This is a genomic window from Pseudoalteromonas prydzensis, assembly GCF_011050055.1.
In the GTDB taxonomy this organism is placed as follows: Bacteria; Pseudomonadota; Gammaproteobacteria; order Enterobacterales; family Alteromonadaceae; genus Pseudoalteromonas; species Pseudoalteromonas prydzensis_A.
Window position 1 is genome coordinate 127,201 of record NZ_DRGM01000167.1, and the last position, 22,903, is coordinate 150,103.

The 22,903-nt window shown below is 41.9% G+C and carries 25 protein-coding genes; 2 read left to right on the plus strand and 23 right to left on the minus strand.

The features are described 5' to 3' along the window. Positions 1-36: 36 nt before the first annotated feature. From ENH88_RS16310 to dapA, 23 genes are all read right to left on the minus strand, one after another. Entirely contained in the window at positions 37-1,338 is a 1,302-nt protein-coding gene (locus ENH88_RS16310; RefSeq protein WP_304183788.1) for a DEAD/DEAH box helicase, read from the minus strand. Positions 1,339-1,405: 67 nt separating this feature from the next. Then, positions 1,406-1,837: an excinuclease ABC subunit A gene (locus ENH88_RS16315; RefSeq protein WP_304183790.1), complete on the minus strand. Its 432-nt coding sequence runs from the start codon at positions 1,835-1,837 to the stop codon at positions 1,406-1,408. Between the two features lies 1 nt (position 1,838). Then, positions 1,839-2,234, minus strand: a complete 396-nt coding sequence (locus ENH88_RS16320) for a MipA/OmpV family protein (protein ID WP_304183792.1) — start codon at positions 2,232-2,234, stop codon at positions 1,839-1,841. After that, the gene (locus ENH88_RS16325; protein WP_304183795.1) at positions 2,227-3,456 is read right to left on the minus strand and encodes a beta-ketoacyl-ACP synthase; all 1,230 of its coding nucleotides are present in this window, start codon (positions 3,454-3,456) and stop codon (positions 2,227-2,229) included. Before ENH88_RS16325 ends, ENH88_RS16320 begins: the two co-directional genes overlap by 8 nt. After that, positions 3,456-4,181: a 3-oxoacyl-ACP reductase FabG gene (gene fabG, locus ENH88_RS16330; protein WP_304183797.1), complete on the minus strand. Its 726-nt coding sequence runs from the start codon at positions 4,179-4,181 to the stop codon at positions 3,456-3,458. The genes ENH88_RS16325 and fabG overlap by 1 nt, the downstream gene beginning before the upstream one ends. Next, positions 4,178-4,633 (minus strand): 3-hydroxylacyl-ACP dehydratase, encoded by a 456-nt coding sequence (locus ENH88_RS16335; protein ID WP_304183799.1) that lies wholly within the window; start codon positions 4,631-4,633, stop codon positions 4,178-4,180. Before ENH88_RS16335 ends, fabG begins: the two co-directional genes overlap by 4 nt. Further along, the gene (locus ENH88_RS16340; protein ID WP_304183801.1) at positions 4,620-5,786 is read right to left on the minus strand and encodes a beta-ketoacyl-ACP synthase; all 1,167 of its coding nucleotides are present in this window, start codon (positions 5,784-5,786) and stop codon (positions 4,620-4,622) included. The genes ENH88_RS16335 and ENH88_RS16340 overlap by 14 nt, the downstream gene beginning before the upstream one ends. Next, positions 5,786-6,340 (minus strand): DUF3261 domain-containing protein, encoded by a 555-nt coding sequence (locus ENH88_RS16345; protein ID WP_304183804.1) that lies wholly within the window; start codon positions 6,338-6,340, stop codon positions 5,786-5,788. Before ENH88_RS16345 ends, ENH88_RS16340 begins: the two co-directional genes overlap by 1 nt. Then, positions 6,328-7,572, minus strand: a complete 1,245-nt coding sequence (locus ENH88_RS16350) for an NAD(P)/FAD-dependent oxidoreductase (RefSeq protein WP_304183807.1) — start codon at positions 7,570-7,572, stop codon at positions 6,328-6,330. The genes ENH88_RS16345 and ENH88_RS16350 overlap by 13 nt, the downstream gene beginning before the upstream one ends. Then, the gene (locus ENH88_RS16355) at positions 7,569-9,806 is read right to left on the minus strand and encodes a transporter (RefSeq protein ID WP_304183809.1); all 2,238 of its coding nucleotides are present in this window, start codon (positions 9,804-9,806) and stop codon (positions 7,569-7,571) included. Before ENH88_RS16355 ends, ENH88_RS16350 begins: the two co-directional genes overlap by 4 nt. 1 nt (position 9,807) lies before the next feature. Continuing rightward, positions 9,808-10,338 (minus strand): LolA family protein, encoded by a 531-nt coding sequence (locus tag ENH88_RS16360; protein WP_304183810.1) that lies wholly within the window; start codon positions 10,336-10,338, stop codon positions 9,808-9,810. After that, on the minus strand, positions 10,338-10,763 hold the full coding sequence (locus tag ENH88_RS16365) for an acyl-CoA thioesterase (RefSeq protein ID WP_304183811.1): 426 nt from the start codon (positions 10,761-10,763) through the stop codon (positions 10,338-10,340). Before ENH88_RS16365 ends, ENH88_RS16360 begins: the two co-directional genes overlap by 1 nt. Beyond that, complete coding sequence (locus ENH88_RS16370) at positions 10,756-12,300, minus strand: HAL/PAL/TAL family ammonia-lyase (RefSeq protein WP_304183813.1); 1,545 nt, start codon at positions 12,298-12,300, stop codon at positions 10,756-10,758. The genes ENH88_RS16365 and ENH88_RS16370 overlap by 8 nt, the downstream gene beginning before the upstream one ends. A gap of 1 nt (position 12,301) precedes the next feature. Continuing rightward, entirely contained in the window at positions 12,302-13,270 is a 969-nt protein-coding gene (locus ENH88_RS16375; protein WP_304183815.1) for an acyltransferase, read from the minus strand. After that, on the minus strand, positions 13,270-14,007 hold the full coding sequence (locus tag ENH88_RS16380) for a glycosyltransferase family 2 protein (RefSeq protein ID WP_304183816.1): 738 nt from the start codon (positions 14,005-14,007) through the stop codon (positions 13,270-13,272). Before ENH88_RS16380 ends, ENH88_RS16375 begins: the two co-directional genes overlap by 1 nt. Then, positions 14,004-14,366 (minus strand): thioester dehydrase, encoded by a 363-nt coding sequence (locus ENH88_RS16385; protein ID WP_304183818.1) that lies wholly within the window; start codon positions 14,364-14,366, stop codon positions 14,004-14,006. Before ENH88_RS16385 ends, ENH88_RS16380 begins: the two co-directional genes overlap by 4 nt. After that, the gene (locus ENH88_RS16390) at positions 14,350-15,708 is read right to left on the minus strand and encodes an AMP-binding protein (protein ID WP_304183819.1); all 1,359 of its coding nucleotides are present in this window, start codon (positions 15,706-15,708) and stop codon (positions 14,350-14,352) included. The genes ENH88_RS16385 and ENH88_RS16390 overlap by 17 nt, the downstream gene beginning before the upstream one ends. Further along, positions 15,698-16,261, minus strand: a complete 564-nt coding sequence (locus ENH88_RS16395; RefSeq protein WP_304183822.1) for a hypothetical protein — start codon at positions 16,259-16,261, stop codon at positions 15,698-15,700. Before ENH88_RS16395 ends, ENH88_RS16390 begins: the two co-directional genes overlap by 11 nt. Before the next feature lie 10 nt (positions 16,262-16,271). Next, positions 16,272-16,517 carry an acyl carrier protein gene (locus ENH88_RS16400; protein WP_304183823.1) on the minus strand — a complete coding sequence of 82 codons (246 nt, stop codon included), beginning with the start codon at positions 16,515-16,517 and terminating at the stop codon, positions 16,272-16,274. A gap of 26 nt (positions 16,518-16,543) precedes the next feature. Then, positions 16,544-16,801, minus strand: coding sequence for a phosphopantetheine-binding protein (locus tag ENH88_RS16405; protein ID WP_304183825.1), 258 nt, complete (start codon positions 16,799-16,801; stop codon positions 16,544-16,546). After that, the gene (locus ENH88_RS16410; RefSeq protein WP_304183826.1) at positions 16,782-17,582 is read right to left on the minus strand and encodes a lysophospholipid acyltransferase family protein; all 801 of its coding nucleotides are present in this window, start codon (positions 17,580-17,582) and stop codon (positions 16,782-16,784) included. The genes ENH88_RS16405 and ENH88_RS16410 overlap by 20 nt, the downstream gene beginning before the upstream one ends. Beyond that, positions 17,572-18,279, minus strand: coding sequence for a beta-ketoacyl synthase chain length factor (locus ENH88_RS16415; RefSeq protein WP_304183828.1), 708 nt, complete (start codon positions 18,277-18,279; stop codon positions 17,572-17,574). The genes ENH88_RS16410 and ENH88_RS16415 overlap by 11 nt, the downstream gene beginning before the upstream one ends. Before the next feature lie 107 nt (positions 18,280-18,386). After that, a complete protein-coding gene (dapA, locus tag ENH88_RS16420) occupies positions 18,387-19,301 on the minus strand; it encodes a 4-hydroxy-tetrahydrodipicolinate synthase (protein WP_304183829.1) in 915 nt (304 codons plus the stop codon). A 169-nt stretch (positions 19,302-19,470) separates the two neighbouring features. Between dapA and ENH88_RS16425 the strand changes: the two genes are divergently transcribed. Then, positions 19,471-20,124 carry a DUF6058 family natural product biosynthesis protein gene (locus ENH88_RS16425; RefSeq protein ID WP_304183831.1) on the plus strand — a complete coding sequence of 218 codons (654 nt, stop codon included), beginning with the start codon at positions 19,471-19,473 and terminating at the stop codon, positions 20,122-20,124. A gap of 534 nt (positions 20,125-20,658) precedes the next feature. Then, positions 20,659-22,818, plus strand: a complete 2,160-nt coding sequence (locus ENH88_RS16430; protein WP_304183832.1) for a TonB-dependent siderophore receptor — start codon at positions 20,659-20,661, stop codon at positions 22,816-22,818. The last annotated feature ends 85 nt before the right edge of the window (positions 22,819-22,903 follow it).

Genomic DNA, 22,903 nt, shown 5'->3' on the forward strand with positions numbered 1-22,903 from the left:
ACTCAGGCTTTTTTTATACTTTAAAATAACTAAGTGTTATTTCTTAAGCTTTAATTTTTCACCCTTAAGTGACTTACGCACACCAGAAATACGAGCACGATTTTTAGCTCGCGCTTCACCGGTTGCTTGACCTGATGGTTTATTTGAATGACTACGACGTAAATGCGACGGTTTTTTACCAATTTTATCAATCAGCACTTCACGATTACTTACTTCATAACCCGGTAAATATTCACGCTGAATTTTTTGACCAATTAAGGTTTCAATTTCAAACAACATGTTTTCTTCTTCGCGGCTAACAAATGAAATTGCTTGGCCTTGTTTACCGGCACGACCTGTACGACCAATACGGTGTACGTAATCTTCAGCAAGCCATGGTAAGTCAATATTAATTACACGCGGCAGGTCATCAATATCAATCCCGCGAGCGGCAACTTCTGTAGCCACAAGTACACGTACTTTACCCGCTTTAAAATCACTTAATGCACGACGACGATTACCTTGGGTTTTATCGCCATGGCACACGGCAGCAGGAATGCCATCTAGGTTTAATTCTTTAACTAGCTCATCAGCCGTTTCTTTCATGTTGACGAACACTAACACTTGCTGCCAGTTTTTCTTACCGATCAATTCAGAAAGCAGCTCTTGTTTACGGCGCTCTTCCACTGGATAAACCACGTGATGCACGGTTGCAGCAGTACTATTTGTTTGATCAACACGAACAATTTCAGCTTGCTTGAGTACTTTACTAGCAAACTGTTTAATTGCCGCTGGGAATGTTGCAGAGAACAACAAAATTTGGCGCTCTTCTGCACAGCCATTGATCACGGTTTGCATATCAGTGATAAAGCCCATATCAAGCATACGGTCAGCTTCATCGAGCACTAGATGTTGTACGTCGGCAAGGCTTAGGTTGCCTAAACGAATATGATCCAGTAAACGCCCTGGCGTTGCGACAACAATGTCTACGCCGGCTTTTAGACCATTTGCCTGACCAGCAGTATTTACACCACCAAATAAGCTCACGATTTTAAGCTTGGTATATTTAGCAAAATCAGTAAAATTATTGGCAATTTGCTCTGCAAGCTCACGCGTTGGTGCAAGCACTAAGGCACGAGGCGCATTGGTTTTTGTGTATTCAACTTCAGATAATTTTTGAATAATAGGTAACGCAAATGCAGCTGTCTTACCGGTGCCTGTTTGGGCACTGGCTAAAACATCTTTGCCTTTACGCACTGCTGGGATCGCACTGCGTTGAATGGGCGTAAGGGTGTGATAGTTAAGTTCATCTAACGCCTGAAGAAGTTCAGGGGCAAAACTAAAAGATTTAAAATTCATGCTGTATAACCTGCGGCCACATTATCAAGGGTCGCAAATTATACAGCAATTTATGCTAAGCAGTTAGTTATAACTTAACTAAAGTGCCTTTTAATGCTACGCCTGCCATAATTGCACCTGCGCCACATTCATATTCTGTACTACTAACGAACTCACGTTTTTTATAGTACGACTGAATATTCACCACAGCATTCATACCTTCCTTTACCGCTCGCTCTTGTAATGCCTTAAGCGCACTAAGCATTACCCATTCACACGCTTCTTGGTCACTTTTATTAAATGCGTTGGTTTTTTTATTGGTGATCACTTCACCAAATTTACTGCTTTCTTTAGCATGTGCTTGATCTGCAAAATACAGCGGAATATCTAATAAAGCATCTTTTGCTTTACTTGTTTCTAGTAATGACTGAATTGGGTATTTACCAATATCATCACGGGCATTCGCTGATACAGCAGTTAATGAAGCTGCGACCAAAAGTGCGCTATAAACCAATTTCATCTCAATTTCCTTGTTGTGTATAAAACTTCCAAGCAATACCAAAGCCGAGCGATACATTGCTATTTTTTTTCACTAATGGGCTTTGCTGTTGTTTACTATCTGCTAAGTGATGATATTTAACAAATCCACCTAGCCAGTATTTTTTAGTGTCGAAGTTGATGCCAAAAGATAGATCCGCACCAGCATATCCCGACTGGTTATTAAATTCATTGCGCTGAGCGCGACTATCCTGCGGAGCAATTCCATAGTAATAATTTAAATAACGGTCATCTGCAAAATTTACGTTAGCGCGAATACTGGCAGTTAACTCAGGATCAGTGTAAGTCAGTAATGGGGTTTCAAAATACACACTAGGCCCATAATGCCAGCCAACATTGGTTATCGAGCTTTTATTCACCTTGGTAACGCTTAAAAATAAGAGAAGTATTAATACCACCAAATGCAAAATTATTACTCATTACATAATCGGTATGAATTTCTCTACCTTGCCCTGTTATATAGTCAAGTGGCGCACACAAACTATCAACTTCGGTCAAATTAATAGTTGGCGCAAACCAGTTATCCGTCATCATGTTAATACTGGCCCATGCTTCAATTGCGCCACAAGCGCCTAAAGTATGGCCTAAATAGCTTTTTAATGAGCTGATAGGTTTTCGCCCCAAGGCGTTAAAAGTAGCATGAGACTCAGCAATATCACCGCGATCGGTTGACGTACCATGCGCGTTTACATAACCTATTTTATCCGCGGATAGATTGGCGTCTTGTAACGCCATTTCAATGGCCACTTGCATGGTATCTGAAGTGGGTTGCGTAACATGTTGACCATCTGAGTTACAACCAAAACCAACCACTTCTGCAAGTATTGTTGCACCACGGGCTTTAGCATGCTCGTACTCTTCTAGAATAAGCGTTCCGGCCCCTTCGCCAATCACTAAACCATCACGCGCTTTGTCAAAAGGTCGCGGAGTCAATTTTGGGGTTTGGTTTTTAGTACTGGTGGCATACAAGGTATCAAAGACCGCGGCTTCCGTAACACATAGCTCTTCTGCTCCCCCTGCAACCATTACTTTTTGGCGACCAAACTTAATGGCTTCATAGGCATAGCCAATGCCTTGCGATCCAGATGTGCAAGCCGAACTAGTCGTGATCACACGGCCTTTAATACCAAAAAAAACGCCCACATTAACGGGAGCAGTATGTGCCATCATTTGGATATAACTGGTCGCTGTTACACCGACCATAGAACCCGTTTCCATCATTTTTGAAAACGCAATCAAGGGCTGAGTTGACCCCGTTGATGAACCAAAAGACACGCCTGTAGAGCCATCCGTTAAACTTGGATTATGTATTAAATCGGCCTGCTCTAATGCAAGTTCAGTGGTACGCGTTGACATAAGAGCAACGCGCCCCATTGAGCGTATTTGTTTACGTTTATAATGCGCAGGTTTTGTAAAGTGAGTGACCGGTGCTGCGAGTCGCGTATTTAACTCAGCTAGAAAATCCCAGTCAGACATAACTTGCACTGCGTTTTCACCGCGCTGTAACGCTTCTTTAAAAACGGGCCATTGATCCCCTAAAGCAGTAATTGCCGACATCCCCGTAACAACAACGCGTTTCATTAAACCATACCACCGTTTACAGAGATCACTTGGCGGGTAATATACGCCGCGTCATCACTAATCAAAAAAGCCACAGTACCTGCAACTTCCTTGACGGCGCCCATACGTTTTAGTGGGATCATCTTAAGCATTTCATCAACCGGTAAATCATCGGTCATTTGCGTATCAATTAAACCGGGGGCAACGCAGTTAACGGTAATTTTGCGCTTGGCAAGTTCAAGTGATAACGCCTTAGTTGCACCAATAATACCCGCTTTTGCAGCACTGTAATTGACCTGCCCACGGTTACCCGCAATACCCGATACCGACGACATAGTAACAATGCGCCCGCCTTTTCGCCCTTGTACCATCGGCATCACTGTTGGGTGCACAACATTGTAAAATCCTTCAAGACCGGTGCGAATAACACTGTCCCAATCTTCACCTGACATAGCAGGAAAAGCCATATCATTGGTGATCCCTGCATTACATACCACACCATAATATGCGCCGTGCTCAGCAATATCGGCTTCGATTTGTTGTTTTGCAGCAGCTCTATCACACACATCAAATTGTAATAAACTGGCATTTTGCCCACGTGCGGTAATTTCATCACAGGTTTGTTTTGCACTTTCGAGCCCAGTGCGACAATGCACCGCAATGTCGTAGCCATCCTCGGCTAAGCGTAATGCGATCGCCTTACCGATACCACGGCTTGACCCTGTTACTAAAATTCGTTTTGTCATTGTTGTTCTCTTATAAATTGCATTGGGTCATGAGGTTGAAACACATTAATTTTAGCTTCACATAATGCTGTGTTATTGTTTTTTATACAGCATTCAAACACACTTAGCCCAGAATCTTCTTCATATAACTTTGCAACTGTAACCTGTAATACTGAGCCCATATTAAAAACAGGGGTATGCGTTTTGTATTTACGCGTGCCAATTAAAAAACCTATTTTGACCGCCTCACCTTGGTCTTTAGCCAAAGCGCCTGCATAAGCGGCAATTGCCTGTGCCATATACTCAGTACCAATATAACTTGGCACACCTTGTAAATCGTCTGAATAAAATGCACTGGTTGGCGAAATAGTCACTTCGCAAGTAGCGCTGTCTTGCTCATAAGAGATAAGCTTATTGAGCAAAATCATAGGCGCACTATGGGGGACTAGTTGCTCAATATTATAGTTGTTCATCAATAAGTCCTAGTATGACACTGACATTATTGCCGCCAAATGCAAATGAATTGGACAGACAATATTTTAGAGGTTTTATAAAAGGTGAAGTCAGCAATGCAATCTCACCAAGAGCAGGGTCTTGTTCACCAGTATTAAAAGGTAAAGTAGTCACCGAATCATTATTAATTAAACTTAACCAACAGATCCCCGCTTCTATAGCCCCCGCAGCGCCTAGCGTATGCCCGCTTAAATGCTTACTTGAGCTCACCGGCGTATTGTTGCCAAATACACGATTAATTGCAAGTGACTCCATAGCATCATTTTGCTGTGTGGCCGTGCCGTGCGCATTAATGTAATCAATATCATCGGCAGTTAAGTTTGCATCTCTTAATGCCGCACACATCGCTTGCTCTGCACCACTGCCGTCTGGCGCTGGTGCAGAAATATGATGAGCATCGGAGCTTTCGCCCCCACCTATAAATGCAACAGCGTTCCCTTGATTGCGTTTTTTACTCATCACAAATAACGCCGCACCTTCACCGATATTAATGCCACTTCGAGTAAGCGAAAACGGTTGGCAAACAGCATCGCTAATTGATGACAGTGAGTCAAAGCCATTGACGGTCAACTGGCATAAACTATCAACACCGCCACATATAACCACATCAGCAAGATCAGCTAAAAGTAATGCCCTTGCACTGATCATCGCTTTTGAGCTTGAGCTGCATGCCGTTGAAATACTGTAACACGGGCCTGTCGCATTCAACTGTTTGGCAATATAGTTCGCAGGAGCGATCAGTGATTGATCTTCATAGTTATATTCTTCAGGCCAATAGCCTGCCTGTTTAAATTGCATACGTGCGCGTTCACCTTCGTGAATTGACGCAGTACTGGTACCAATCACCACAGCAATACGCTGATCAGCAACATTAAATTGCTCAAGCGTTGGCTTTATTTGCGCAAGCGCATCATCAATCAAAGTATATGTGCGAAGTATCGCCGATAAAGGCAGTGTTTTAACCATCCCAACATAAGTTTGCCGGCCAGCAAATGCTAATTCATCCGTTGCCGTTAGCGTATTAATATGTTGAGAATTTAAACTTTTGATGGTCTGCTGATGCCCTGCACCCAAGGCGCTCACAATCCCTAAATCATTTAACCAAACCGGCATCACTGCTCAACCCTTTGAAATTGTATTTTATAATTACGTTGAAAATTTATAAGTTGGGTTACAGATCCCGAAAACTTAATAGTGACTAATCGTTGTCCATCATTAACAATACGACGCTCAGCTCCACTATCTTGCATAACAGCACCACTGAGCCTGTTGTTTATCTCAGCAACCGGCCAATGTACTAGCATTATATCAGCTAAGATATAACGCGGATCAATCCCTGCAATAGGCAACATTTTTGTACTTTTGATTGGCGCACCAATTGGCTTTTCTAAAATAAAAATAGGCATTCCTTGCGCCGTCATCACCACTAAATTTATCCCCTGCTGCTCATTAATACTTAATTGCGCAAGTAAAGTATGCTGCTGCTCTTGGTGCGAAACCTGCAATACTTGCTGCCAATTATCAATTATTAACTGTTTCGGTGGATCAGCTAACTCCAGCGATGTATTATCGGCGATCTCAACCACACTCTGCGGTGTAAATTGTGTAGTACATGCAGTTAAAAACATAATAATGGCGAATGCAGCGGTGCGTATTATGACTGACATAAAGCCACCAAGGTAGTGAGCCTACGCTCACTCTGTTTCACAAATGGATTGTCGGTATCCCATGCATAGCCAGCTAAGATTGCACTGATCATTTCTCTTACTTGATGATTTTGCTCTGTATAGAAGATAACATCCTGAAAACGTCCATCGTACCAAGCACTGACATAGGTTCTAAAACAATCGACCCCTGCCTGTAGAGGCTCACTGTAATCCGCGATAAAATCAACGTTTTCACCGCGTAGATGTCTATCCACTAAAGGCGCAATCAAGGCAGCTGATTTAAGCGCTATGGTCACACCCGATGAAAACACAGGATCTAAAAACTCACCAGCATTACCTAGTAAGGCAAAGTTACTGCCAACTAAAGATTTTACATTGGCTGAGTAGCCGCTAATACTGCGTGCTTCACCTATGGCTGCTCGCCTGTTAAGCAATTGCGCTAAAAATGGGTCTTGCTCAATAAAGTCATTTAAACACGCCAGCGGCTCGGCATTTTTAGCAAATCGAGTCGGCTCTGCAACAACACCAATGCTAGCAGTGCCATCGCTAAAAGGGATCAACCAATACCAGATATCTTTATGAATTGGATGCACATTAATTAAGATTTTATTGCGGTCGAAGCTTTCATCAACGATGCCATCTTTGAAATGACTGAAAAAAGCACTGCGTACAGGAAAGTCAGACGGCTGTTCAAGATCTAATAAACGCGGCAGTACGCGCCCAAAACCACTGGCGTCTAAAATAAATCGCGCTGTGACTGTGTATTCGTTTTGTAGCTGATCTTTTACTTGTAACTGAGCGCCATCAACTAGGTTATTATAAGCAACGACTGTATGCTGATAACGAATTTCAGCACCTTGCTGCTGGGCACCATCGGCAAGGCATTTGTCAAAATCAGCACGTTTAACTTGGTAAGTAGTCCCTGGGCCTTGGCTAAATTTCTCAGTGAAGTTAATACTCGCGTGTTCGCCGCTGCGTTGAAACGCAGCACCATTTTTAAATTGAAAGCCCAGTGACGCGGCATTTTCATGCAGTGCATCGAGTAAGCCGGCTTGCTCTAAATACACCATACATTGTGGTAATAAGCTTTCACCAATGGAAAAGCGTGGAAATGTTTGCTGCTCTAATACCAGCACCTGCCAACCCCGTTTTACCAATAAACTGGCTGCAACTGCGCCAGATGGACCTGCACCAATGATCACCACGTCGTACTGTTGATTTTCCGTATTCACCTATTTTCCTTACTTTTAGGCAGTTCTAATGTCAATGGAGCCAAAACAAATATAGCCATCAGGCCAATCATAATAGTTAAACCAAAGCTATAGATTGCAGGAGTGATTGACATCGCTAACATCCCAAAGACCCACATGGATGAAGCCGCCGATAAACTGATCGCGATGATATTCTCTCGACTCAATTGATTTATTTGATAAAAAACAAGGTAATCGATAGACAATGCCATCACCAACAAGCTACCGAGCAAATTAAAAATCGATAAACTACCTTGCAGTACGCTGCATAACGATAAAATAATCGCGATGGTAAGTATTAGCACCCCACTTTGCTTAAATGCACACACCATTCCAAAACGCCATGCGAATAAAAAGGCAGCCAATACGATGGCGCAGCCTAGGGTAATCAGCAGTGAATGACTATAGTGTGTCAGGCCCTCGCTAAGCAATGCCACTTTATTGTAAGTCAGTAATTGCGGATCCGCAGAGGCAAATTCGGCTAAAACACTGGCCGGCGCGTCAGTTACCATAAACCAACTTGCTACAAATTCGTCGTCTCTCATCACTTGTTGCTCAATGAGAGGCGCTAAGGGCGATGCGAGTAAGCTCTCTAGTGTTAACACCTTTGTAGATGCCGAGAATGGCTGTCCGGTCATATTTTCCACCTGAGTGAACACGCCTTGTCTGTGTTTTGCTTTAACTAGCGCGCTATTACGTTCTTGCATTGCAATACTTGGTAATAAATCGCTGAGTAAATTAAGCTCAGCATCGGGAGATTGTAACTGCAGCGCTGTTTTAAAAGTTGTTAATTGCTCAAGTAGTGCTTGTTCATCATCAGCAAACATGATCATGATTTGACCATTATCTCGCCCTAGTAATGATAAATGAAAAGCTTCATTTTCTATTAATGCTTGCGGACTTGCATTTAGCAAGCGAACATCATTGTTTAAGCTTACTGGTGTATGTAAATAGCAAACCGTGATCAATCCGACACTGGCTGCAATTGCATAGCGGCGTAATTGCAGCAAGCCTAGCAAGCTAACTTTTAGCTTATCGGCGATATTTATTATTGGCGCTGCAATAATGAGCTGATGTTGCCATTGTTGAGTAATGAATAAAGTACACAGCCATGCACTAAACAGCCCAGCCACAACAAATACCCCAACCTGAGCAAGCAACAGCATTGGCGAAAAATATAAACTCGCATAACCGAGTGACGTTGTCAGCAAGGATAACAGCAGCGCTAATTTTAAGCCTCGGCTGTAACCTTTTCGCTCGCCACTACAGAGATCCAGCATGCCATGAAATGAATAATCAATGGCAATGCCAATAAGTGTAACGGCAAATACTAAAGTGAGAATATGAACTTGGGAGAACACGGCAAGTAATACAGCGGCACCGCCTAATATCGCACTCATCACAGTCAATGAGGCAAGCCATAGCGCGACACTTGAACGAAACACCCACACAATCATAGTGATCAGCGCAAGCAGACTCAATGTACCAAATAATGCCATTTCATATTTGGCTTGGCTGGCATTGGCGCTGGTATGAAATACCGCCCCCGAATAGCGTACTGTTGTTTGCGGAAAGTCCGCAGATAACTGCTTTAACTGTTGAGCAATACTGGCCGTAAGTAGTTCAGCTTCATTAATACCAAACGCATTATCACTGATCTGTGCAAATAGCAGATAATACTTAGCATCATTATGAAATGCCGTTAAACGGTTTTTCTCGAGGTTAAAGGTTTGCAGGTTTTGCATTTGTTCGGCTAAAAAACTGCCAAGGCTTAAACTAGCATCGAGGTTGATAGTCGCACTGACAAACGGATCGGCAATCTGGCTGAGCTTTTGATAATAAAAAGTGCTAAACGTAGTTTGAGTTTCAAGTGCGCCGCGATATTCCTCACTCAGTAAACGTCCAGCGTAGGGAGCATAAAATTGACTCAAAGCATCAATACGCGGCACATTAAAACGCGCAGGCAGATCGTTAGCAATAAGCCAATCGTTGAGCTTATCATGCACTTGTTCAGCATTTTGCCCGGTAATAGAAAACATCACTTGCTGTTTATTACCTGCAAAAAAGTGCGCTTCAACACTATCAATGCGTGTGTCAGATTGTGGCATTAAAGCTAAAATATCGCTATCAATGTGCGGTTTTTGCAAAGCGATAACCACCGCTAATAATAGCGCTAACCCCGATAACCAAGCAAATGCACAAAACCTGCGAGCCACTTTAATTTATTTCCGCAGCTGCAGGCGCTAAATAGTTAAAATGTATAATCGTGTAGTTGGCATTATGTTCGTTTAAACGTACCTGTTGCACGTTACCATCAGAAGTACACAGCTGAAAACTGACGAACAACTGGCTTAATAGCTGATCTTTTGGTAGTAACAACGAACAACCTGCTTGTGTGTCATCAGAGAGTGTAAATTGCTGCCCTAAAGCGTCTAAGTCATGGCTGATTATCGCCTGTAGTAAATTCACAAAAGGGGCAGCTCCCGCTTGCAGTACCGCTTCACCTTGAGCGTTTTCGACATAAACTTGGCCACTTTTAATCAATAATGTATTGATAACTGGTTTTGTCACCTGCCATTTCAGTTGCTCTGGATCAAGTGTAAACACGCCACTGGAAATAAAGGGTTTTGTAAAGCCTGCAAAATATTTTTCTTGGCTAAACTCCCCAACTTTATTGTGCGGCTGTTCAGATGCTGAAATAATCGTTGTTAACAAACAGCCAAGGCAGAATAAAAATAATCGTATCATTACATGACCTTATGCAGTTTTTCAGTTATCACCGCTGGAGAAACATATTGCAGTTCATCTGTTTGCACATCAACGGCCACCTGCACAGTCGTCGCTTTCGTCAGCTTTTTAGCCGTTTGGCAATCGGTGATCACATAATCAATACGCAAGCGTGTTTCATATTCTTTTAAATAAGCATCCACACGTATTTTTTGCGAGAACACCGCAGAGCTAACATATTTGATCCGCATATCAACAATTGGCCACGCATAACCCGACTCTTTCATTTGCATATAGTCATAATCAAATAAACGCAGTAACTCACAACGTGCAACTTCAAGATAGCGGGCATAGTTGCCGTGCCATACAACATTCATTGGATCGCAATCATGAAAAGGAATGTCAATTTCAACATGAGTGCTGAGCAATGCGCCTTTACTATTCATATAAACTCCAGCGTTTCCTCTGAATTGCATCAACCGTAAACCTTAACACACCTTCTAATGGGCGATCTTCATCAAGCACTTCAAAATACTCACAAATATCGTTATACATTGTTTGTACGTCTGCTGTTAAGCTTGAATAATCAAGTTCATTTTGAGCAATTCGTAACCGCAATGCTTGTACGCTCGCAAGTAATGTACTGGCAACCACTTGCTCTGTTAATTGTAAAATACGTAAACAATCGCGGGCTGCAATGGTTCCCATGCTCACTTTATCTTGATTATGACATTCAGTAGAACGTGAAAACACACTCGCTGGCATGGTTAATTTAAGTGCTTCTGCGGTGTAAGCGCTAGCGCCAATTTGTACGGCTTTAAAACCATGATTGATATAACGTCTTTCACTGGTGCTGGCAGACAAGTTTGATGGCAAACCATTGTTGTAACGCGTATCCACTAATGAGGCAATTTGCCGATCCGCTAAATCGGCCAAATTTGCTACTGCCGTTTTCATACTGTCCATCACCATGGCAATATGGCCACCATAAAAATGTCCACCATGTAAAACGTGTTCACCTTCGCCATCAATGATCGGGTTATCATTGGCTGAATTAAGCTCATTTTCAATCATTTGCCTAAACCACGGTAAGCTATCCTGCACCACACCGATAACATGAGGCGCGCAGCGAATTGAGTAGCGATCTTGCAGACGGTCTGCATTACGTGGGTGCTCTACATGATTTAAATCGCTACGGATCCAACTCGCTATTTGTTGTTGACCTGGATGTGGCTTAACCGAAAATAAAATATCGTCAAAGTGATGACTATTGCCCTTTAAAGCTAAACTTGCAAAAGCAGTGATACGACTGGTTAATTTAGCTAAATAGGCACTGCGGTCAAACGCTAAACAGGCAAGAGCGGTCATTACAGCCGTGCCATTCATCACTGCTAGGCCCTCTTTAGGTCTAAGCGTTAACGGTGTTAAACCCAGCTCTTGCATAACACTTAAGCTATTGCGAATTTCGCCTTTATAAAAGACATCGCGCTCACCTATCATCGCCCCTGCAACGTATGACAATGGCGTTAAATCGCCACTGGCTCCCACTGAGCCTTCTTGCGGAATAACCGGGACAATATTATGATTTAAATACGCAGTGAGCAGATTTAGCATATCCCAACTAACACCAGAATACCCTTGCGATAAAGATGCCAAACGGGTTGCTAATATTGCGCGCCCTTGAGCCACATTAAACACATCGCCTAACCCACAACCGTGGAAGCGTGTTAAATGCAGCGGTAATTCGTCTACAAGCGCCAGTGGTACTTTTACTGTAACCGAATCACCATAGCCGGTCGTTACGCCATAGATCACACCGTCTTCTTTTAATAATTGATCTAAAAAGGCCACTGCACTGTTAATTTTACGCGCTAGTTGTTCATCACCAGAGAGCGCAACAGCACCTTGCTCGAGTGCAATATACACAATATCTTCAATTGTTAAACGCTGATTTCCAAATACTGTAGTAGCGAGATCCGACACCTTACTTCCCCTTCTTTTGGTCACGGATCACAGTGTGATCATTTTGCCAAAAATCATAAAAATTAAACCATTGATATGGATACAAAGCCGTATAATGAGCAAGACGTGCTGCATAATCCGAAATAACGAGTTGTAATGCATGCTGGCGTGTTTTGCGTGGTAAAACGAGTTTATCTGCGTATTTTTCAAATACAACACGATAAAACAAGCCTTTTTGTGCGCTACGGTCTTTTAAACAAAACAAAAAGAAAACAGGACAATCAAGCAATGCGGCTAAAATAAACGGCCCTTGTGAAAAAGCCGCGGGTTTACCTAAAAAGTCACATTCAATCACTCGGCCTGCGCTCGTGCTGCTAGTTCTATCACCAACGATCACCACAATTTCACCTTGCTCTACTTTTTCTTTGAGCAATATAGCAATGTCAGGACCAAGATCTGTCACTTGGATTAAATTAACGCTCACAGCAGGATTGATACGCTTAAGAATTTTATTAAATTCCACCGCATGATGAGTAAAAACCAACACATTAATGCGTTTACTACTGCGATGTTGACTAAGCGCACGACACACTTCGAGATTACCCAGATGAGAACCTATAAACACCGCGCCTTGGCGCTGTTCATCTAATTGTTTATACAGCGCTTCATTTGTATACACAATATCGGACTGCTTGATTCGTCCAAGCCATGCATCAATTTTATCAAATGCGCTATTCGCAAATGAACGAAAATGGCGGAAACTATCACACCAAGACGCGTGTTTGTTTATGCCATTACAGCGATTAACTTGGGTTAAAAATTGCAGCGAGGCGGTACGCGCCGTTTTCCCTGTGAGAAATAAATACAGCAAAACAGGAAACAACACTATCCATAAACCTTTGCGTCCGAGTACCCGATAGCTTAACAGCAAAATTTGCATGCCAAGCTGATTACCCCGCTCTTGCATTCTTGACCAATGTTTTACTGCCATTAGCGCGCAACCTTACGCAAAAGTAATTTAGGAATACGCACTAACATGCCAAAAAATAACCGTGTGTGTAACCAAGAAATGCCAACATTATCGTGCAGAGCGCGAAAATGAGAAACGCCATCTTCGGGGTAGATCACTTGAGTAGGAATAAATGTAACGCGTGCACCTTGCCAATATAAACGCACTAAAATTTCGATATCAAAGTCCATCCGCGTGCCTAGCGCACGTTTATTCATTAATTGCGCAGTTTGTTGCAGCGGATAAACCCTAAAACCACACATAGAATCAACAATATCAAAACTCAGGGTTTCAACCCATACCCAAAAATGAGTGATATAACGGCTTAAATAACGATGCTTTGGCACTGAACTGTCATAAATTGGGCAACCACTCACTACATTTTCTGGCGCTTTCTCGCTGGCGGCAATCAATTTACTAATATCGTTTAAGCTATGCTGGCCATCTGCATCAACTTGTATTGCATGGCTAAAGCCATTTGCAAATGCGTAACGTAAACCAGTCTGAACAGCGCCCCCTTTGCCTTGGTTTTCACTGTGGGTAAGTAACGTCAAAAACGGGTAACCTTGCGCAAGGCTAGCAAATACCTGTTTAGCATCAGCAGCACTGCCATCATCAATCATAATAATAGGTAATGATAATTCGCTCAGTTCGCTTAATACCCCAGCAATCGCATGGGTATGATTATAATTAGGAATAACAATACAGTAACGATTCATAATGGTTGCGATGCAAATACCAGCCTACCACTGGCGTGTTGGCCTTTATCAGAGTGATAACTAAAAATACATTTACCGTTTTTATTACGCTCAAGCGTCAGGTTAACAGTCATATTCACCGTGGTGACAACTTGAAATTTAAGTACTTCTACATCTTGTACGATTGCTGGAAATGCCAAATACTGCTGCGCAAATTTTACAGCCCAATCTAACTGTACAACACCCGCAAGAATGGGGGCGTCTGGAAAGTGACCACGAAAATAATCAATATCTTCACTAATATATAATGCCAAACTGACTTTATCTGCTGAGTGCGATAACACAGTGACATCTGGCTGAGTGTTATTCAGGCTTTGCAAAGTACTGCTCCATGGTTTTTATATGTAACTTAGCTTGGCTATTATAAGGAAGCGCTTGAATATACCGCCATTTTCTAGGCAAACAGACGCGTTCAAATCGACTCGATAAAAAATTAATCAACAGCCGATTGGTCGCCAATTTACCCTGTGAATCTAAATGCTGGTGACCTGCTGCGCTAAGTACTACCAGCGCGCCAATCTGCACGCGTTTAGCCGGCACAACGAGTAATTTAGCTTCTTGTATCCATTCATGTTTAATTAGCAAGGCTTCTAATTCATCGAGATTAAGCCGTTTTTCTTCAATTTTGATGGTGCGGTCTAAACGACCTAGCAAATGAAATTGACCATTACTGAGCAGCTCAGCACTGTCATCTAACGGCACGTTTTTTTGTTGTAAGATATACGAGTCTAACAGTAATAGGCCACGCTCATTCACAGACAATTGATTACCTGAAAATGGCTGCCAAGGCGTATTTATTGAAGTATCTAACACTTGCCGATAGGCAATCCCACCGGTTTCAGTACTGCCATACACCTGCGTAATTGGTCGCTTAAGCTGCTGATAAAGTGTTTGTGCATGCTCGTTATTTAGCGGCCCACCCGATGAAAAGAGCCATTGCAGCGAGGCTTTTTGCGTAATTAAAACGTTATCATTACATAACCTAGCTAATTGCGCAGGACTTGAAACTAAAACGGCTTGAGGACACAATTGCAGTTTTTGCGCTATATGCTCTGGGTATTGCAGCTGGGTGCTATCAATAATGTGACCATTTGCTAAAGGCCATAACAAACGAAACAGTAAGCCATAGATATGCTGATGTGACACCGTTGAGATAAAAGTAAGCCGGCCTAACAACGGAAAACTTGAACTCAATACCATCAGCTCGCGATTAAGGACATGCCATGATTTAACAATCGGTTTTGATTGGCCGGACGAGCCCGAGGTATAAAACACCACCATCGCTTCGCTAGGCCACGTGAGTGCAATATTAGATGGATTTACAATTTGTGGCTGCGTCTCAATATTCAACAGCCCATCAGTAAAGAGTAAATTACTGTCATCACCACAAAAAATAGCACTTTGTTGTAAAAAAATTTGCAAGGTTTCGGGTTGACCATTAGGTGGTAAAATAACGGTATGACCACGGGTTGCCAGTGCAAATAAGCGCACAGCAAACTGATAGGTGTCTGGATGAAATAACACAACCTGACTAGCTGGCTTTAACTGATGTAATTGGCTTTGGAAATGTGCAACATCAGCTACAAACTCGCTTTGCGTGATCAGCCGCTGATCGACAAAAAATGCAGCCTTGTCATCAAATTGTATAGGCCTAACTGGCATTGTTTCTTACCTTTTGTCTAACTAACCACTCAATTGCCATAATCATCCCAATTAGAATATAGGCAATCAAACCATTATACAGAGTCCATACCGATAACGATGTATATAAACTGGTGTACAGCGCCGCACTGGCATTAACAATAAAAAAAACACACCACAATTTAGTAACTTGGCGAGTATAACGAATGCCTGTGGCGTCTAATTCTGGTTCACGAATACGCGCAAAGCTTTCAATTACGGGTGGCCCAAAACGCAATGAAAAAGCAAACGTAATAGCCATCACAGTGTTAATAATTACAGGATACAAACGCAAGCCAATCTCAGTGCTTTGCCACGTTGAGATAATCAACGCTATCACCGCTAACACACTTGCTGGTATTAGCCAAGGCATGTGTTTTAGCAATTGACGACTTCCTAATAAACGAATAATAACTAAAGCAATCAATACCATGCTGACATATTTCACAGACGTATACTGCAAACCAAAATACACAATGAATGGATATAAGGTTAAACAGACTAGCGCCAGCGTAATACTCATTGCTTTTAGCATATTAGATCGCCTAGCTAACTAACTTTTCAACTTCAGCAACAACATCTCGCACAGTTCTAACTTGCTTAAATGCGTCTGGATCAATTTTTTTGCCGGTGATTTCACGAAGTTTCACCACTAAGTCCACGGCATCTATGCTATCCAAGTCTAAGTCTTGATAAAGATGCGCATCAAGATTGATATCATCGGCATCAATCTCAAACTCCTCAACTAAAATGTTATGTAACACATCGTAAATATCTGCTGCCGTTTTCATGCTCATTCCTACTTCTATTGTGCGTATTAAGATCTGTAATTTTCGATAAACTCAGCCAACGCATCTACTGATGCAAAGTGTGCTTTTGTTTGTTCTGAGTTCGCATCAATTTTGACGTTAAACTCTTTTTTTATAGCCAGTCCCAGTTCAAGTGCATCGATACTGTCTAAACCTAAACCATCAACAAACAAAGCTTGATCATTTTCGATGTCTTCGATTGTCATATCTTCTAAATCTAAGCTGCTAATAATTAATAGCTTTATTTTATTTTTTAATTCGCTCATAACGCCTTAGTTCCTCTGAAAAATAGTCTTGTAGTTGACGAGTCAAATACCGTGCTTGCATTGACGGTGGTTCGTCATTTAAATTATTATTATTTTTAAATTCAACTGATGTAAATTTCATCATAAAGTGTGCCCGCGTAGCTGTAACCTTATACCAAGGAGTTCCTTTGGTGAGTGTGCTTGGTTGCATTTTTATAAGTACACAAGAAACTGACGCTTGGCATCTGAGTACTATATTAGCCGCACCGCGCTTAAATTTTAGCCCTGTATTTGGCTGCGAACGCGTCCCCTCAGGGAATATAATTAAATTATTACCCGCGGCTAACGATGCTTGGCACTCAACTAATAACTCTTGTGGGTCTTGATTACTGATGTAACCAGTGCTTTTTATGACGCCACGCATAAATAGGTTTTTAAATAAATGCGCCTTAACAACGCAATCTGCATCCTTAATAACCGAGATCAACACAACCACATCAATCAATGATGGATGGTTTGCTAAAACCAGCTGGCCTTTTAAATCAGCAAAACGTGTTTTGTCTTCAATACTAAAATGGATCACCCCAAGGGTGTGCATCATAGCGACAAACGCTTTAAAACAATAGTGTACAGTTAATCTTGCTTGATATTTTCGCTTTGTTTCAGATGACTCAAATAACCTTTGCAGTGGTAAAACCAGCAGTGTTAAAACTACACCACCAAAACCAAATAAACTAAAGCACAACCCAGTGGCAAAAATCCGCCAAACATAATTTACTTTATTAACACAATTAGCCAGCATGGAACGTTAGCATCCATGCACGTTGATTATTAAATAAGATCGTTTTTGGGGCTTTGTTTAATAGCGCAATGGCAAATTGGATACTGATTGGCAGCAGCTGGTTTGCATCTGTTGTAGACCCAAAATCAATAGGCTCAAGCGAAAAATAGCACTCACCTTGTTTTGCTAACCTAAGCGATAGGGCAATGCAGTGATCAACCTGCAATTCATCCGCAAAACACTGATATTCAGTCGGTAAGGCTCTATCGGCATGGCAAATCATGATCTGCTCACACAATTGCGTATGTAAACGCGCGTAACTATCAATCAATGCACTAATGATACTGTCATTGCCACACGCAATCGCATTCATCGCCGCTGTATTGTTATTCAAAATGGAGAATATGCCCACCGCAGCGTTGTGAACACTTAGACCAAATGCGGTCGGTGACAATGCATCGTCAGTACAGATCGCATCAAGTAAACCCGACGTTTTAGGCAGATCACCATGGCGAGATGAGAAGTTAATTGCAAGCGTTTGTGCACCTTCAACTTTATGCATACAGTGCAAAGCCATTTTCATAAATTGGCTTAAGCGTCTGCGCTGCATCGGTGCAACCCAATTTAAATCTAAGTCTTGGTGAGGAAGAGATTCGAGTCCACTAATTTGCTGCTCAGGCGCAATCCATACACTAAAATTATCAACAACAAATTCCACAGGCTAAATGGTCTTATTACTCTAAAAGGCGTGCCATTTTACCTATTACTATACAAAATGCAAAATTTTGGTGCTTAACCGCAGATAAATTAAGCACCCATTCATATTTAGAGTAAAATCACTTCTTGTTCAACAAGTTTAGTTGCATGCTGGCCAATAATTTCATTTTCTTTTCGTTGATTGATCAAGGCAATCCCCTGCGCTTGCTGCTGCGCATTCAATGGTACATATGGCAAACGAAACACTGGTTTTACAGCACCTGTCATCATCAAGGCGGTGTTGATTGCAATAGGGTTTGGCTCACAGAATAACCATTGCATCAGCGGTTGCAATGACTCATTCAATTGTGCGTTAGGTTGATCCATTAATTCACGGAACAAGCCCGGAATTAAATTAGACGTTACTGAGATCACGCCATGCGCTTTATACGTGTGGCGAGCATCATGGGCTTCATCATCATTCCCTGACCAACAAGCAATGCCTTGTTGTTCGTAGTGATTAATACGCTCATTCCCACCGCACTCTTTTACGCCAATAAAGTTTTCATGTTGTGCCAACGGCTCAATAATATCAGGGGTTAAATCTTGACCTGTGCGCCCTGCTACGTTGTAAATAAATGCGGGACCAATTGCCAGTACCCGTTTAAAGTGCTCTTTCACACCGGCTATTGAAGTACGCCCGTAATACGGGTTAATTTGCAGTGCTGCGTCCATACCGCTGGCAAAACCGTATTCAGTGGCTTTGATTGCTTCACGGGTGTTATTGCTACCCGTATTACCGACAATGATCAGCTTATCTGAATACTTATTAACGCTGTGCGCAATCAGCATTAAATGCTCTTCCCAGTTCATTAACTGGCCTTCACCTGTGGTGCCACCAACTACTATACCGTCAACACCCGCGGCAATTTGTTGTTCAACTAAAAAATCATAGGTAGCTAAGTCAATTTCACCACTGGTTAAATACGGGGTTTTGATCGCGGTGATAAGGCTTGCTTGTTTAATTTGTTCTAGGCTGCGCATAAAAAATTATTCTTAAAAAAACTTGCCGTAGTTGTAACATAAAAGCAGTCGTTTTCCGAGTGTTGCGTGGTTAATTAATTAAATTACTTGTGTTGTTGCAAGGCTTAGTCCAAAATAAACAACTGTATAAATAAACAGTATTTTTATTTTTAACTTTGAGTGCACTTTTATGCGTTTATCACGATTTTTAGCAACCCACTTTTATCACAGCGAAGAGCTGTGTCAGGCTCTAGCAATTGATGAAGATACATTAATGCATTGGCAAGACAGTGGCTTATTCCCTAAACCCAGCTATTGCATTAAAAATCAATTAAGTTGCAGCTCATTTTCTGGCCTGTATGAATGTGAAGAATACGACGACTACTATCCTCGAGGCTGTGTAAACTGGGGGCAAGGGCTGGCCAAACAAAAAATCAGCTCATCGAGTCATGCCTTTGATTATTTTGCCCAACAATACATGACCGCACTGAGTAAACTTGCTCAGCAAGGCTTTGAGTTTAGTGATGAATTATTTGGCTGTGAAATAGAAGAACACCTGCAACAAGTGTGGCAACAATTTTTATGCAGCAAATACGGTTCATTAACGCAAAACGGCCTAATTGACGAGATAGTCGCTGTTGATATTGGCCGCTTAGTGGTTGATGACATCACTGAACTGCGAACTAAGCCAAGCCTCAATCAAGAGGAGCGCGCGCGGTTGCACCCAGCTATGAAGCTATTAAATCGCGCATTAAGCCACGGCGCAGAACATGAAAAGCAACACACCCTGCGCAGCCGCTATATCGATGCATTAGTGCTAAAATATGATTTGTCGGTTAAATGAAAATAACAGGTGCGAGGTTTTAGGTACTAGGCGCTAGGCATCACACCTTCGGTCAACCTAACCGCAATGGGATGGTTAATAACAGTGTAACCAAGCACTCTGAATAGGTGTTTTGAGGAAGAGCAAATTAATAACACGCATACGAAACAAATCGTGCCTATTCTGTTTGCTTATTAAATTACAACTATACCGGCTCATCCCTCAAACCAATGATGTCATAGCACAATGACGTTATTTTGTGATCTATCTACAACATTGTTTACATAATATCATTAACCGCAGCGTTGTAGACTCGCTTTTCTAAAGCGGTTATTTAAATAATACCAGTCAAGTAGCCACTGCCACACACTAAGATCTATAAACATAAATCCCTATTAAAATTGCTGAACCTTACCTCAAGTTGAATTATTCCCTCCCTTGCTTGACTCAAAATATCAGACTCAAGCATAGTGTTGCAAATGAAAACAATTACCATTAGCAATTCAATAATTACTTAAAACGGAATTAAATAAATAGATGTATATGTCATTCAACATGAGCACCAAGCTTAAAAAAGACTTAGTGAAAACCCATTACAACCTTAGGCCATTATCATTAGCAATTACCATGGTGTTAACAGGCCAAACATTGACGACTCAAGTGTTTGCGAACGAAGATATCGAAGTGATAGAGGTAAAAGTAGCACAATTAAGCAGTCAAAACCCAACACGTATTCCTTTGACTGTTAAAGAATTACCACAATCTGTTAGTAGTATCTCACGTGAAATGATGGACTTAAGTGGTATTACTGATATTAACGATGTTATGCTGAGTGTAACAGGAGTCAATGTTACCCTCTATGATAGCCAACGTCCGCTGTATTTTGCACGCGGTTTTCAAATTACTGATTTTCAGGTGGACGGAATACCCACTTTCAGTGGCTCAACCAATCAAGAGTACGATACATCTTTATATCAACAAGTCGAAGTTGTTCGCGGGGCTAATGGCCTGTTAAGTGGTGTTGGCTCCCCATCCGCTACCGTCAATATGATCCGTAAAAGACCCGAGCGAGAGTTTGATGCCTCATTATCAGCTAGTATTGGTTCGTGGGATCGACGCCGTGGTGTGGCAGATGTTTCTGTACCACTTAGCAAAGATGGAAGTGTTCGAAGCCGATTTGTTGTCGCTTACCAAGACTCAGATAATTACCTAGACCGTTACCAAGAAGATAAAACGGCTATGATGGGTATCATAGAAGCAGACATAACCCGTAATACTACTGTATCCGTTGGCTATCAAAACCAAGATAACAACCCAGTAGGAACCACATGGGGAACCATCCCTATCTTTGCAGCTGATGGCACAGAGGCAAAATTACCGGTAACAACCAGTTACGCTCCAAAATGGACTAAGTGGCAACGTGAGTCATCGACCTTATTTGCAGACCTTAAACATCATTTTAACGACTACTGGACACTGCGCGGCGCACTTAATCGCACTGAGGGTGACGTTGATAATTTACGCGTCTATGCTTCTGGTTTTCCTGATCGTGTTACTGGCGAAGGCGTCATACTCAGAGCTGCTGCAGGTTCAAGTGAAGACACTCGTGACAGCTTAGATCTGTACTTAACAGGTAGTTACGATATTTTTGGTCGTGAGCATGATGTAATGTTCGGCACTAACATCAGCCGTGTAGAATCAACAAGTCTGAGCTATACCTCACTATCTAATTGGTCTTACCCAGTAACGGATGCTTGGAATTACGATGGTGAAGCACCGCTCCCGAGTTATTCTCCAACAGGTGCTTATCGTATCAGTCAAACAGATCAATTTGGTTTTTACGCAGCAACGCGTTTTCGGGTAACTGATAGCTTATCATTGATCGGGGGAGCCCGTATCAGTAATTGGGAAACTGGCACTGATAATTATGACACTAACGCTAGTTATACAGCTACAACCGGCGACTATAAAGTTACTAATGAAGTGACTCCTTACCTTGGTGTTGTTTATGAACTAACACCAGCAATTAGCCTGTACACCAGCTATACAGATATTTTTACGCCGCAGAATTACAAAGACAAAAATAACAATTTGCTATCACCAGTGCTTGGCAGCAATCTTGAAGCAGGCATCAAAAGTGATCTTTTTGACGGTCAACTATTGGCAACAGTCGCAGTATTTAATACTAAGCAAAATAATTATGCTGTCAGGGATTTAACCCAACCTGATTATTCTCTACCAGATGGAAGTTCAGCGTATAAAGGTATCAATGGAACTGAAAGTAAAGGGATAGAAATGAGCTTAAGTGGCCACCTTAGTGATGGCTGGGTGATAAATGCTGGCTACACTTACGTCGATACCACACGTAATGAAAACGATCGTATTTGGACCAATTTGCCTGAGCACTCAGTACAATTATCAACGCATTATCAGTTTACTGGTTTGCTAAATAATTTAAATATCGGTGGTGGCTTTAATTGGCAAAGTGAAACTATCGGTTATGGTGTTAGCCACCCTCAGGAAGCTGAAGGAGTTAATTACCAGCAAGATGCCTATATGCTGATTAACCTTTATGCCAGCTGGCGTTTTAATAAATCATGGAATTCTACACTCAGCATAACAAATGCAACTGACGAAACTTACTGGGCTAATATTGATTACGCGAATTATGGTGAACCTCAAAACATTAGTTTCACAGTTAAATGGCAATATTAAGTAGTCATGCTAAAAGGTAAAGTTTGCGGGCTAACTATCAATCAATCCCATAACTAGCCGACTCTTACTAATCATCACAATCGGT

Coding starts and splice junctions, on each gene's coding strand:
- ENH88_RS16310 (WP_304183788.1), bottom strand. CDS start 1,338: ATGAATTTTAAATCTTTTAGTTTTGCCCCTGAACTTCTTCAGGCGTTA.
- ENH88_RS16315 (WP_304183790.1), bottom strand. CDS start 1,837: ATGAAATTGGTTTATAGCGCACTTTTGGTCGCAGCTTCATTAACTGCT.
- ENH88_RS16325 (WP_304183795.1), bottom strand. CDS start 3,456: ATGAAACGCGTTGTTGTTACGGGGATGTCGGCAATTACTGCTTTAGGG.
- fabG (WP_304183797.1), bottom strand. CDS start 4,181: ATGACAAAACGAATTTTAGTAACAGGGTCAAGCCGTGGTATCGGTAAG.
- ENH88_RS16335 (WP_304183799.1), bottom strand. CDS start 4,633: ATGAACAACTATAATATTGAGCAACTAGTCCCCCATAGTGCGCCTATG.
- ENH88_RS16340 (WP_304183801.1), bottom strand. CDS start 5,786: ATGCCGGTTTGGTTAAATGATTTAGGGATTGTGAGCGCCTTGGGTGCA.
- ENH88_RS16345 (WP_304183804.1), bottom strand. CDS start 6,340: ATGTCAGTCATAATACGCACCGCTGCATTCGCCATTATTATGTTTTTA.
- ENH88_RS16360 (WP_304183810.1), bottom strand. CDS start 10,338: ATGATACGATTATTTTTATTCTGCCTTGGCTGTTTGTTAACAACGATT.
- ENH88_RS16365 (WP_304183811.1), bottom strand. CDS start 10,763: ATGAATAGTAAAGGCGCATTGCTCAGCACTCATGTTGAAATTGACATT.
- ENH88_RS16375 (WP_304183815.1), bottom strand. CDS start 13,270: ATGGCAGTAAAACATTGGTCAAGAATGCAAGAGCGGGGTAATCAGCTT.
- ENH88_RS16380 (WP_304183816.1), bottom strand. CDS start 14,007: ATGAATCGTTACTGTATTGTTATTCCTAATTATAATCATACCCATGCG.
- ENH88_RS16390 (WP_304183819.1), bottom strand. CDS start 15,708: ATGCCAGTTAGGCCTATACAATTTGATGACAAGGCTGCATTTTTTGTC.
- ENH88_RS16395 (WP_304183822.1), bottom strand. CDS start 16,261: ATGCTAAAAGCAATGAGTATTACGCTGGCGCTAGTCTGTTTAACCTTA.
- ENH88_RS16400 (WP_304183823.1), bottom strand. CDS start 16,517: ATGAAAACGGCAGCAGATATTTACGATGTGTTACATAACATTTTAGTT.
- ENH88_RS16405 (WP_304183825.1), bottom strand. CDS start 16,801: ATGAGCGAATTAAAAAATAAAATAAAGCTATTAATTATTAGCAGCTTA.
- ENH88_RS16410 (WP_304183826.1), bottom strand. CDS start 17,582: ATGCTGGCTAATTGTGTTAATAAAGTAAATTATGTTTGGCGGATTTTT.
- dapA (WP_304183829.1), bottom strand. CDS start 19,301: ATGCGCAGCCTAGAACAAATTAAACAAGCAAGCCTTATCACCGCGATC.
- ENH88_RS16425 (WP_304183831.1), top strand. CDS start 19,471: ATGCGTTTATCACGATTTTTAGCAACCCACTTTTATCACAGCGAAGAG.
- ENH88_RS16430 (WP_304183832.1), top strand. CDS start 20,659: ATGAGCACCAAGCTTAAAAAAGACTTAGTGAAAACCCATTACAACCTT.